The 11869-nt window shown below is 64.4% G+C and carries 11 protein-coding genes; 7 read left to right on the top strand and 4 right to left on the bottom strand.

Annotated features, from left to right (window positions below):
- Nucleotides 1–171: 171 nt before the first annotated feature.
- Nucleotides 172–906 (bottom strand): BPSS1780 family membrane protein, encoded by a 735-nt coding sequence (locus ACFOKJ_RS15035; RefSeq protein ID WP_390281065.1) that lies wholly within the window; start codon nt 904–906, stop codon nt 172–174.
- A gap of 208 nt (nt 907–1114) precedes the next feature.
- On the opposite strand from ACFOKJ_RS15035, the gene tkt reads away from it, so the two are divergent.
- The 5 genes from tkt to fba all read left to right on the top strand — a co-directional run bounded on the left by tkt (nt 1115) and on the right by fba (nt 7475).
- Entirely contained in the window at nt 1115–3106 is a 1992-nt protein-coding gene (tkt, locus tag ACFOKJ_RS15030; protein ID WP_390281063.1) for a transketolase, read from the top strand.
- A gap of 120 nt (nt 3107–3226) precedes the next feature.
- The gene (gap, locus tag ACFOKJ_RS15025) at nt 3227–4240 is read left to right on the top strand and encodes a type I glyceraldehyde-3-phosphate dehydrogenase (RefSeq protein ID WP_390281061.1); all 1014 of its coding nucleotides are present in this window, start codon (nt 3227–3229) and stop codon (nt 4238–4240) included.
- Nucleotides 4241–4399: 159 nt separating this feature from the next.
- Entirely contained in the window at nt 4400–5572 is a 1173-nt protein-coding gene (locus ACFOKJ_RS15020; RefSeq protein ID WP_390281059.1) for a phosphoglycerate kinase, read from the top strand.
- Nucleotides 5573–5693: 121 nt separating this feature from the next.
- Complete coding sequence (locus ACFOKJ_RS15015) at nt 5694–6323, top strand: LysE family translocator (protein ID WP_390281057.1); 630 nt, start codon at nt 5694–5696, stop codon at nt 6321–6323.
- Nucleotides 6324–6410: 87 nt separating this feature from the next.
- Nucleotides 6411–7475 carry a class II fructose-bisphosphate aldolase gene (gene fba, locus ACFOKJ_RS15010; RefSeq protein WP_390281055.1) on the top strand — a complete coding sequence of 355 codons (1065 nt, stop codon included), beginning with the start codon at nt 6411–6413 and terminating at the stop codon, nt 7473–7475.
- 176 nt (nt 7476–7651) lie between these two features.
- On the opposite strand, the gene ACFOKJ_RS15005 is transcribed toward fba, so the two are convergent.
- The gene (locus ACFOKJ_RS15005) at nt 7652–8818 is read right to left on the bottom strand and encodes an HPP family protein (protein ID WP_390281053.1); all 1167 of its coding nucleotides are present in this window, start codon (nt 8816–8818) and stop codon (nt 7652–7654) included.
- Between the two features lie 93 nt (nt 8819–8911).
- Between ACFOKJ_RS15005 and ACFOKJ_RS15000 the strand changes: the two genes are divergently transcribed.
- Nucleotides 8912–9055 carry a hypothetical protein gene (locus tag ACFOKJ_RS15000; RefSeq protein ID WP_390281051.1) on the top strand — a complete coding sequence of 48 codons (144 nt, stop codon included), beginning with the start codon at nt 8912–8914 and terminating at the stop codon, nt 9053–9055.
- A 61-nt stretch (nt 9056–9116) separates the two neighbouring features.
- Nucleotides 9117–9911, top strand: coding sequence for a TIGR00266 family protein (locus ACFOKJ_RS14995; RefSeq protein WP_390281050.1), 795 nt, complete (start codon nt 9117–9119; stop codon nt 9909–9911).
- A gap of 104 nt (nt 9912–10015) precedes the next feature.
- On the opposite strand, the gene aroG is transcribed toward ACFOKJ_RS14995, so the two are convergent.
- Together aroG and dksA are read right to left on the bottom strand one after the other, a co-directional pair.
- Nucleotides 10016–11089 carry a 3-deoxy-7-phosphoheptulonate synthase AroG gene (gene aroG / locus ACFOKJ_RS14990; protein WP_390281048.1) on the bottom strand — a complete coding sequence of 358 codons (1074 nt, stop codon included), beginning with the start codon at nt 11087–11089 and terminating at the stop codon, nt 10016–10018.
- Nucleotides 11090–11366: 277 nt separating this feature from the next.
- Nucleotides 11367–11777, bottom strand: a complete 411-nt coding sequence (gene dksA, locus ACFOKJ_RS14985; RefSeq protein WP_390281046.1) for an RNA polymerase-binding protein DksA — start codon at nt 11775–11777, stop codon at nt 11367–11369.
- Nucleotides 11778–11869 lie beyond the last annotated feature (92 nt).

Here is an 11869-nt window from a genome sequence, read left to right as displayed (position 1 = left end):
ATGTTCACCCCTTCCAGGCCACTGGCCTGGTTCATGCCAAGCCCGAACCGCTATCGACACCAGGCAAAAACAGCGAGGCGGTATCTCACCAGTGTAGTTGGCACGGCAGCGCCTGCCCGGATAGTGGCAGCCAAGCACGGAGCCACCGGCGAACACCGGCCACCCAGGCCTTCAGCGCTGCGGCAGCCCGTCGCCGAACACATCCTGCCAGGCGGTGTAGACGGTAACGAACATCACCGGCAGCCACAGCAGCAGGCCCAGCCCGGCCGGCAGCAGGGCGATGAACAGCAGCACCGCCAGCACCACGCCGCACAGCAGCACCGCCTGCCAGTTGAGCAGGCCGCCGGCCAGACTGCGGCGCATGGCGCGCAGCGGGTCGAAACCGGCCAGCACCACGGCCGCCGGCGCAAACCAGTACAGCAGCGAGGCCACGAACAGGCCGCCCCCCATCAGCAACATGCCCACCAGCTGCTTGCCCAGCGGCAGTGCCTGCATTTTTTCCGGATCGTGCATGCCACCCAGCATCGCCATCAATGCCAGCATCAGCAGCAGCATGGTCAGCACCAGCAGGCCGAAATAGCTCAGCCCCAGCCCGATCAGCGGGCGGGCGAATTCCTGAAAGCCGGCCAGCACATCACCGGGGCGCAAGGTATCGCCGCGGTCGGCGCGCTGTGCCGCTAGCACGAAACTACCGGCAAACACCGGCGCCAGCATGATGGCCAGCAGCTGGCCGATGGCCGGCAGCATGCCCAGCACGATGTGCAGCAGCAGGTAGCTGCTGGCGAACAGTACCCAGGTCAGCGGCTGCTCGCGCACCAGGCGAAAGGCCTGCAGCACCCATTGCCAGCCATGGGCAAGGGGAACGCGGCGCGGGGCAAAGGCATGGGAAGGCGGGGCTGGAATCACGCAAATACTCCGTTTCGGTACTGCCGCAACGACATGTGGCGGCAAGGTAATTTTATTACGCCGCAAAGCCAGTAGCGGCGCGGGTTAGCCAGGTTGCCGCGCTGCGGCAAAATCAGCGATAATTCCATGATTTCGCAACGGTTAGGTCGTCGTCACCAGCGACAGGTCGCCGTTGTTCCGGTTCCCTACAAATTGAGGTTTTCCCCGAATGGTCACCCGAACCGAGCTAGCCAATGCCGTGCGTTTCCTGTCCATGGACGCCGTGGAAAAGGCAAAATCCGGTCACCCCGGCGCCCCGATGGGCATGGCGGATATCGCTGAAGTATTGTGGCGCGATCATCTGAAACACAACCCCGCCCATCCGGACTGGGCCAACCGCGACCGCTTCGTGCTGTCCAACGGCCATGGCTCGATGCTGCTGTACAGCCTGCTGCACCTCACCGGCTACGACCTGTCGATCGAAGACCTCAAGAACTTCCGCCAGCTGCACAGCAAGACCCCGGGTCACCCGGAATACGGCTACGCACCGGGCGTGGAAACCACCACCGGCCCGCTGGGCCAGGGCATCACCAATGCGGTAGGCATGGCGCTGGCAGAAAAGATCCTGGCCGCCGAGTTCAACCGTGACGGCTTCCCGGTAGTGGATCACTACACCTACGCCTTCATGGGCGATGGCTGTCTGATGGAAGGCATCAGCCACGAAGCCTGCTCGCTGGCCGGCACCTGGGGCCTATCCAAGCTGATCGCGTTCTACGACGATAACGGCATCTCCATCGACGGCGATGTGGACGGCTGGTTCACCGACGATACCCCGGCGCGCTTCGAAGCCTACGGCTGGCAGGTAATCCGCAACGTGGACGGCCACGACGCGGAAGAAATCCAGACCGCCATCGACACCGCCAAGAAGAGCAGCGACCGCCCGACCCTGATCTGCTGCAAGACCGTGATCGGCAAGGGTGCGCCGAACAAGCAGGGCGGCCACGATGTACACGGCGCACCGCTGGGCAGCGCCGAAATCGCCGCCGCGCGCGCCAACCTGCAATGGGCCTACGAGCCGTTCGTGGTGCCGCAGCACATCCAGGAAGCCTGGGACTGCCGCGCCAAGGGCGCCGGTCTGCAAGCCGCCTGGGACAAGCTGTTCGCCGACTACGCCGCCGCCTACCCGGAACTGGCTGCCGAGTTCACCCGCCGCATGGCAGGCGAATTGCCGGCCGGCTGGGATGCGCACGTAGCCGCCAAGATCGCTGCGGCCAACGACAAGGGTGAAACCATCGCCACCCGCAAGGCTTCGCAGAACGCCATCGCCGCCTTTGCCGAGGTACTGCCGGAACTGCTGGGCGGCTCCGCCGACCTCACCCCGTCCAACCTCACCAACTGGCCGGGTTCGGTAGCGGTTACCCCGGAAGCCGGCGGTAACTACGTGCACTACGGCGTGCGCGAATTCGGCATGGCCGCCATCATCAACGGCCTGGCGCTGCATGGCGGCGTGAAGCCGTTCGGCGCCACCTTCCTGATGTTCAGCGAATACGCGCGCAATGCCCTGCGCATGGCGGCGCTGATGAAGATCAACCCGATCTTCGTGTTCACCCACGACTCCATCGGTCTGGGCGAAGACGGCCCCACCCACCAGCCGGTGGAGCAGATCGCCACCCTGCGCCTGATCCCCAACATGGCAGTATGGCGCCCGTGCGACACCGTGGAATCCATGGTGGCCTGGGCCGAGGCGCTGGCCGCCAAGGATCACCCGTCCTGCCTGATCTTCAGCCGCCAGAACCTGCCGTTCGTCAGCCGTGACGCCGCGCAGATCGAAGGCGTGAAGAAGGGTGGTTACGTACTGCGCGATGCGGAGGGCCCGCAGGCGGTGCTGATCGCCACCGGCTCGGAAGTGGAACTGGCACTGAAAGCGCAGGAAGCGCTGGCTGCCGAAGGCATCGCCGTACGCGTGGTGTCCATGCCTTGCACCCGCGCCTTCGACCAGCAGGACAAGGCCTACATCGCCTCCGTGCTGCCGGCAGGCGTGCCGCGCGTGGCGATCGAAGCCGGCGTGACCGATGGCTGGCGCAAGTATGTGGGTCTGGAAGGCGACGTGGTCGGCATCGACCACTTCGGCGAATCCGCCCCGGCCGGCGTGCTGTTCAAGGAATTCGGCTTTACCGTGGAAAACGTGGTTGCCAAGACCAAGGGCGTGATCCGCGCATAACACCCAGGCCGCCCCCGTACGCGATGGGCGGCCGCTTCATTTCTATGTGCCACCAGATCGGCTATAGCCGGCAGACATGGGCACTTTCCAGCTTCAGACATTTTTCTTGGGAGAGAAAACATGACCATCCGTATCGCGATCAACGGCTACGGCCGTATCGGCCGCCAGGCACTGCGTTCCATCTACGAATACAAGCTGGGCAACGATTTCCAGATCGTGGCAGTGAACGCCTCCGGCGACCTGGCCACCAATGCGCACCTGACCAAGTTCGACACCGTGCACGGCCGTTTCGACGCCGACGTGAGCCACGACGAGCACAACCTGATCGTCAACGGCGACGTGATTCCGTTCTTCTCCACCCGCAACCCGGCCGAACTGCCGTGGGACAAGCTGCAGGTGGACCTGGTGCTGGAATGTACCGGCTCGTTCACCACCAAGGAAAAGTGCCAGGCGCACCTGAACGCCGGCGCCAAGAAGGTGCTGATCTCCGCTCCGGGTGGTGACGATGTTGACGCCACCATCGTGTACGGCGTGAACCACGACGTGCTGCGCGCCGACATGACCGTGGTGTCCAACGCATCCTGCACCACCAACTGCCTGGCCCCGGTGGCCAAGGCGCTGAACGACGCCATCGGCATCAAGAAGGGCCTGATGACCACCATTCACGCCTTCACCAACGACCAGGTGCTGACCGACGTGCGTCACAAGGACCTGCGCCGCGCCCGTTCCGCCACCGACAACCTGATCCCGACCAAGACCGGCGCCGCCAAGGCGGTGGGCCTGGTGCTGCCGGAGCTGAAGGGCCGTCTGGATGGCTTCTCGGTACGCGTGCCGACCATCAACGTATCGCTGGTAGACCTCACCTTCACCGCCATGCGCGACACCACCAAGGACGAGATCAACGAGATCGTGCTGAAGGCGTCCGAAGGCAGCATGAAGGGCACCCTGGGCTACAACACCCTGCCGCTGGTATCCAGCGACTTCAACCACAGCACCGAAGGCTCCATCTTCGACGCCACCCTGACCAAGGTCACCGGCGGCAATATGGTGAAGGTGCTGGCCTGGTACGACAACGAGTGGGGCTTCTGCCAGCAGATGCTGAAAACCGCCAAGGCAATGTTCGAGGCGAAGTAAACCGGGACTGATGCGGCCAACCTGCGGGTTGGCGCCAGCCTGGTAGGGTGGGCCGCTTGCGGCCCACGCCAATTACCCATTTGCCGCTGTCCGGCTTGCCGGCAGCGGCACAATGACTATGGCGGGCCCAAGCCCGCCCTGCCCAGCTGAGGAGAAAACATGCAATTCAAGAAACTCACCGACCTGGCCCTGGCCGGCAAGCGCGTACTGATCCGTGTGGACATGAACGTGCCGGTAAAAAATGGCGTGATCGGCGACGACACCCGCATCCGTGCCAGCCTGCCGTCCATCGAGCACTGCCTCAAGGCCGGCGCCAGCGTGATCCTGATGACCCACCTGGGCCGCCCCACCGAAGGCGAGCCGAAGCCGGAAGACAGCCTGGCACCGGTTGCCGCCCGCCTGTCCGAGCTGCTGGGCAAGGCCGTTACCGTGTCCGACAACTGGCAGGCTGGCCTGCAGTTGGCCGCAGGTGACGTGGTGATGCTGGAAAACGTGCGCCTGAACAAGGGCGAGAAAAAGAACAACGAAGAGCTGGGCCGTGCCTACGCCAGCCTGTGCGACATCTTCGTCAACGATGCTTTCGGCACCGCGCACCGCGCCGAAGCTTCCACCCATGCCGTGGCCAAGTTCGCCCCGGTAGCCTGCGCCGGCGTGCTGCTGGCTGCCGAGCTGGAAGCGCTGGGCAAGGCGCTGCAGGCACCGGCCCGCCCGCTGGTGGCGATTGTTGCCGGCTCCAAGGTGTCCACCAAGCTCACCATCCTGGAGGCGCTGGCCGACAAGGTGGATCAGCTGATCGTGGGCGGCGGTATCGCCAACACCTTCCTGCTGGCTGAAGGCAAGACCATCGGCAAATCGCTGGCCGAGGCCGACCTGGTGGAAGAGGCGAAGAAAGTCATCGCCAAGATCCGCGCCCGTGGTGGCAATGTGCCGCTGCCGAGCGACGTGGTGTGTGCCGGCGAGTTCGCCGAAACCGCCGCCGCCACGCTGAAGAACGTGGCCGAGGTGACCGCCAACGACATGATCCTGGACATCGGCCCGCAATCCGCCGCCGAGCTGGCCCAGATCGTGGCCAAGGCCGGCACCGTGGTGTGGAACGGCCCGGTGGGCGTGTTCGAGTTCGCGCAGTTCAGCGACGGCACTCGCGTGCTGGGCGAAGCCATCGCCAAGTCGCCGGCGTTCTCGATTGCCGGCGGTGGCGACACCCTGGCGGCCATCGCCAAGTTCGGCCTCACCGACGACATCAGCTACATCTCCACCGGTGGTGGTGCTTTCCTGGAGTTCCTGGAAGGCAAGGAGCTGCCGGCGGTGGCGATTCTGGCCGAGCGCGCCTGAGCGTAACCCTGATGCTTGCGGCCAACCCTGGCCGCAAGCTGGCGGTATCAACCGCGTGTAACTTGCCGGGTACAGGCCCTGAGCCTAGACTCGGCAAGACAGTTTTCAAGGAGCTGCGAGCATGGCATTCAATACCTGGCTGATCTTCGTGGTGACGGTGTTTTTCGTGTCCGCCACCCCCGGCCCCAACATGCTGCTGGCGATGAGCCACGGCATCCGCTTCGGCCTGCGTGGCGCGCTGCCGACCATGGCCGGGCTGCTGCTGGCGCTGGGCTTGATCATGGCGGGCTCCGCCGCCGGCCTGGGCGCGTTGCTGGCAGCCTCCGAACTGCTGTTTTCCATCGTCAAGTACGCCGGCGCCGGCTACCTGGTGTGGCTGGGCTACCAGGCCTGGCGCGCGCCGGTAAACGAGCGCATGGGCAGCGATGACGACAGCGCAGCCGGCGTCAGTGCCTGGCAGCGCTTTCGCAGCGGTTTCCTGGTGGCGATGAGCAACCCGAAGGCCTTCGTATTCTTTGCCGCGCTGTTCCCGCAGTTCATGCGTGCCGATGCGCCGCAGCTGCCGCAGCTGCTGGTGCTGGCCAGCACCTTCTACGTGATCGAAAGCAGCTGGCAAGTGGTGTACGCCTTCGGCGGCGCCAAGCTCAAGCACTGGATCACCAGCCCGCTGCGCCAGCGCCTGATGAACCGTTTTGCCGGCGGCTCCTTCATGGCGGCCGGCGTGGCGCTGAGCACCGTCAGCCACGCCTGAGCCTGGTCTGAACGGCCCGCGGCCAACCCCTTTTCCCGCGCCAGCCACGGCTGGCGCGACAGCATTCAACTACTGGAGACACACACCATGGCACTCGTTTCGATGCGTCAGCTGCTGGATCATGCAGCAGAATTCAGCTACGGCCTGCCGGCCTTCAACGTGAACAACCTGGAGCAGATGCGCGCCATCATGGAAGCCGCCGACAAGGTGGATGCTCCGGTGATCGTGCAAGCTTCCGCCGGCGCCCGCAAATACGCCGGCGCGCCGTTCCTGCGCCACCTGATCCTGGCGGCGGTGGAAGAATTTCCGCATATCCCGGTGGTGATGCACCAGGATCACGGCACCAGCCCGGACGTGTGCCAGCGCTCCATCCAGCTGGGCTTCTCCTCGGTGATGATGGACGGCTCGCTGAAGAGCGACGGCAAGACCCCGGCCGACTACGACTACAACGTGGACGTTACCCGCACCGTGGTGAACTTCGCCCACGCCTGCGGCGTGTCGGTGGAAGGCGAGATCGGCTGCCTGGGTAGCCTGGAAACCGGCATGGCCGGCGAGGAAGACGGCGTGGGTGCCGAAGGCGTGCTGGATCACAGCCAGCTGCTGACCGACCCGGAAGAAGCCGCCCGCTTCGTGAAAGACACCGGCGTGGACGCGCTGGCCATCGCCATCGGCACCAGCCACGGCGCTTACAAGTTCACCAAGAAGCCCACCGGCGACGTGCTGCGTATCGACCGCATCAAGGAAATCCACGCCCGCATCCCCAACACCCACCTGGTGATGCACGGCTCCTCCAGCGTGCCGCAGGAATGGCTGCAGATCATCAACGAATTCGGCGGCGACCTGGGCGAGACCTACGGCGTGCCGGTGGAAGAGATCGTGGAAGGCATCAAGCACGGCGTGCGCAAGGTGAACATCGACACCGACCTGCGCCTGGCCTCCACCGGCGCCATCCGCCGCTTCCTGGCGCAGAACCCGAAAGAATTCGACCCGCGCAAATACCTGAAGGTATCTACCGACGCGATGCGCGACATCGTGCTGGCGCGTTACGAAGCCTTCGGCGCCGCCGGCATGGCCAGCAAGATCAAGCCGGTAAGCCTGGATGCCATGGCCAATCTGTACATGAAAGGCCAGCTGGCACAGATCGTGAAGTAATCACGACTTGCCAATGCAAAACGCCACTCCGCGGAGTGGCGTTTTTTGTTGCCTGCGGCCAACGTTGGCCACATGGTTCGGCGCCATGAGGGGTAGGGCGGAAGGCCGCAAAGCGGGCGTTCCGCCATTATGTAAACACGCGCTGGCGGAACGCCCGGTGGCGCCGGGCTTCCGCCCTAGCGGGCATCCCCGCCATGCAGCCGGTCGCGGAACAGCGCGGCGATCAGGTCTGACTGGCTGATCATGCCGACCAGCGTGCCATCGGTGGCCAGCACTGGCACATGGTGCAGGCCGCGTTCGGCGAACAGCGGCACCAGTTCCACCAGATGCAGGTCTTCCCGCACGCTGATCGCCGGGCTGCTCATGATCGCCGCTACGCGGTTGCCGGCGCCACGGCCACCCAGCAGCCGCGCCAGGCGCTCGCGCAGACCTTCCGGCGTGCCGTCCAGCCGCTTGAGGAAGTCCACCAGCGACACCATGCCCAGCACCTGGCCGAATTCACCCACCACTGGCAGCGCACGTACCTTGTGACGGCGCAGCAGACGCCAGGCGTCCTGCAGGCTGGCATCCGGCGCCAGACTCACCACATCGCGGGTCATGAAGTCACGGCAGCGCACATCGCCCAGCCGGCGACGGTAGGCGTGCATCTCGGCCAGGGTCAGCACCTGCTCCAGGTCATCGCGGCTGATGTCCAGCAGGTGGTCGAAACCAGCCAACGCAGCGTTGACGTCATCATCACGGATGCCCATGCGTGCCAGCGGTGTCGGGTCGCTGACCAGGTGGCGATTCGGTGCCGGCAACGGGCGCGGATAGGGGCGGCGCAGCAGGTAGCGATTCAGGCCCAACGCCAGCAGCAGCATCAGCAGGGCGTTGCAGCTCACCAGCCAGACAAAGCCAAAGCCCATGGCGTGCACCGCCGGCCCGCCGATCACCGCATTTAGCGCAATGGCGCCGCCCGGTGGATGCAGGCAGCGCAGCACGATCATGGCAAAGATCGCCAGCCCCACCGCCAGGCCGGCAGCCAGTGCCGGCTGCGCCACAAAGTGCGCACACAGCACGCCGACACTGGCCGATACCAGGTGGCCGCCCACCAGCGGCCATGGCTGTGCCAGCGGGCTGCTGGGCAGCGCATACAGCAGCACCGCCGCTGCGCCCATCGACGCCACCAGCATGGGCTCCGGGCCCAAGAGCGCATGAGTGAACAGCCCGGTAACGGCAATGGCCAGCAATGATGCCAGCGCCACCAGCATGCGTTCGCGGCGGCTGATCAGCAGCGGCTCCGGCCACCAGCGCTGTAGTTGGCCGCGCAGGGCGGCAGGAAGGAATGGCAGATGGTTTTGCATCGAAACATTGTAGGGAAGATGTATTTCATTTGTCACTTACAGGGAGATAACGATCGGCTTGGCCCTGTTGTCTGGCTTGCGTACACTGCCGACATGAGCGAACTGTTTACTCCCCTGGAATGGGTGTTTGTCATCATCCTGGCGCTGGTGCCGCTTGCCGGCATCGTGCTGCACCTGTGGATCATGCTGCTGCGACCGCCGAAAACACCGCCGGATGACGACAAGGCCGGCTCCTGAGCCGACTCCCTCCGCCCGCGATGGCGCGCGACAACCCGTACTGCACTGAAAGGAAGCTGCAATGGCAATGGATGTGATCGACTACGAAATCCACGGCGACGACATGCAATACGTGGAGGTGGAACTGGACCCGGGCGAGGCCGCGGTGGGCGAGGCCGGCGCCATGTACTACATGGAAGACGGCGTGAGCATGGACACGGTGTTCGGTGACGGCTCCGCCAGCGAAGGCGGGCTGTTCGGCAAGCTGCTGGGCGCCGGCAAACGGCTGATCACCGGCGAATCGCTGTTCACCACGGTGTTCCTTAACCAGAGCAGCCAGAAACGCAAGGTGGCGTTTGCCGCCAGCTATCCGGGCAAGATCGTGCCGGTGCACCTGCTGGAGCTGGGCGGCATGCTGTATGCGCAGAAGGACAGTTTTCTGGCTGGCGCCAAGGGCGTGAGCCTGGGGCTGGCATTCCAGAAGAAAATCGGCGCCGGCCTGTTCGGCGGCGAAGGCTTCATCATGCAGAAGCTGGAGGGCGACGGCTATGTGTTCCTGCATGCCGGCGGCACGCTGACCAGCCGCCAGCTGCAGCCGGGCGAAACGCTGCGGGTGGATACCGGCTGCGTGGTGGCCTACCAGCCCAGCGTGGATTTCGACATCGAATACGTGGGCAAGGTGAAAACCGCGCTGTTCAGCGGCGAGGGGGTGTTTTTTGCCCGCCTAACCGGCCCAGGCCGGGTGTGGCTGCAGTCGCTGCCGCTATCGCGCCTGGCAGACCGCATCGTGGCCGCCAGCCCGCGCGCCGGAGGCGGCAGCAGCGAGCAGGGCTCGGTACTGGGAGGGCTGGGCAATCTGCTGGACGGCAAGGACTGAATCACCGATCCGGTTGGCCGCAAATGCTCACGTGCGGCTAGCCGGGATGCAAATAAAACAGCCCGCGCAAATGCGCGGGCTGTTTTACTGTTACCGCTCCTGGCTTACTTGCCGGCAGTGCCGAACTTGCTGCGACGCGCCTTCACCGCGTCAGCCAGGGTAACCAGCAGCGACTCGGTATCGTCCCAGCCGATGCAGGCATCGGTGATGCTCTGGCCGTAGGTCAGCGCGCAGCCCGGTTTCAGGTCCTGGCGGCCTTCCACCAGGTGGCTTTCCACCATCACGCCGAAGATATGGGTATCGCCGGCAGCCATCTGACTGGCTACGTCCTGACACACTTCCATCTGGCGCTTGTAGTCCTTGCGGCTGTTGGCGTGGCTGAAGTCCACCATCAGCTTCTGCGCCAGGCCGACGGCGGCCAGTTCACCAGCGGCGGCCTTCACGAAGCGCTCTTCGTAGTTCGGCTCCTTGCCACCACGCAGGATCACGTGGCAGTCCGGGTTGCCACCGGTTTCCACGATGGCGGAGTGGCCGGTCTTGGTCACCGACAGGAAATGGTGCGATACGCTGGCGGAGCGGATGGCGTCCACGGCGATCTTCAGGTTGCCGTCGGTGCCGTTCTTGAAGCCCACCGGGCAGGACAGGCCGGATGCCAGCTCGCGGTGCACCTGCGATTCGGTGGTACGCGCGCCGATGGCACCCCAGCTGATCAGGTCGGCCAGGTACTGCGGGGTAATCATGTCGAGGAATTCGGTAGCGGCCGGCATGCCCATGCTGTTCAGGTTCAGCAGCAGGCGACGACCGATGCGCAGACCGGCATTGATGTCGTAGGACTCGTCCAGGTGCGGATCGTTGATCAGACCCTTCCAGCCCACGGTGGTACGCGGCTTTTCAAAGTACACGCGCATTACCACTTCCAGCTCGCCGGCGTATTTTTCGCGCAGCGGCAGCAGGCGGCGGGCGTACTCCTCGGCAGCAGCCGGGTCATGAATGGAACAGGGGCCGATCACCACCAGCAGACGGTCGTCTTCGCTGCGCAGCAGGCGCGCGATGTTGCGGCGGGTGTGGTAGATCAGTTCGGCGGCCTGCTCGTTGATCGGCAGCTCGTACAGGTGGGCGATCGGCGGCAGCAGTTCCTTGATATCGCGGATTCGTACGTCATCGGTCTGGCGGTGCATGATTTGTTTTCCTTGCCTGTCTGGCTATCTCTTTGCATAGCAACATTACCTGCTTGAGCCCGCTGTGCCAAGCGTTTGACGGCAAACAAAAGGCCACCCCGCGGGGTGGCCAGGCTGCAGACCGGCAACTGGTGCTGGTGCTACCGGCCCCGGTCTGGTGACCGAATCGGCAGCCTTCATGTGTTACAGCACAAAGCCCTTCCTGGATGCGGAAGAGCTTTGTCGATAAAAACAGGGCACCCCGCGGGGTGCCCTGGATGGCAGACAAGCTTGCAGCTTAGTCGGCGTACTGACGCTTCATGCGTTCGCGGCGCTCCTGAGCCTCCACCGACAGGGTAGCGGTCGGGCGGGCCAGCAGACGCTTGAGGCCGATCGGTTCGCCGGTGTCTTCGCAGTAGCCGTAGGAACCGTCATCGATCAGACGCAGGGTGGACTGGATTTTCTGCAGCAGCTTGCGCTCGCGGTCGCGGGTGCGCAGTTCCAGAGCGTACTCTTCTTCCAGCGTGGCGCGGTCAGCCGGATCCGGCGTGGCCTCCTGCTCTTGCAGATGGCTGGCCGTGGCATTGGCGTTGCCCAACAGCTCTTGCTGCATCTGCAGCAGGCGCTCCTTGAAGAACTCAAGGTGGTCGGCGTTCATGTAGTCGTCGCCGGACCAGTTGAGGATGTCTTGTTCAGTCAGCTTGGCCATGATTTGAGCTTCCAGCTATTAAGAGTTTTGGCAAACAGGCGTGGAAGATTACCGACGGCATAGGGAAAGTGCAACAGCGGTAACGGTTACTG

Origin of the sequence: Vogesella amnigena (assembly GCF_042648905.1) — a bacterium.
GTDB lineage: Bacteria > Pseudomonadota > Gammaproteobacteria > Burkholderiales > Chromobacteriaceae > Vogesella > Vogesella amnigena.
Note: the sequence above shows the minus strand (reverse complement) of the source record. Positions and strands in the feature narration are given on the sequence as shown.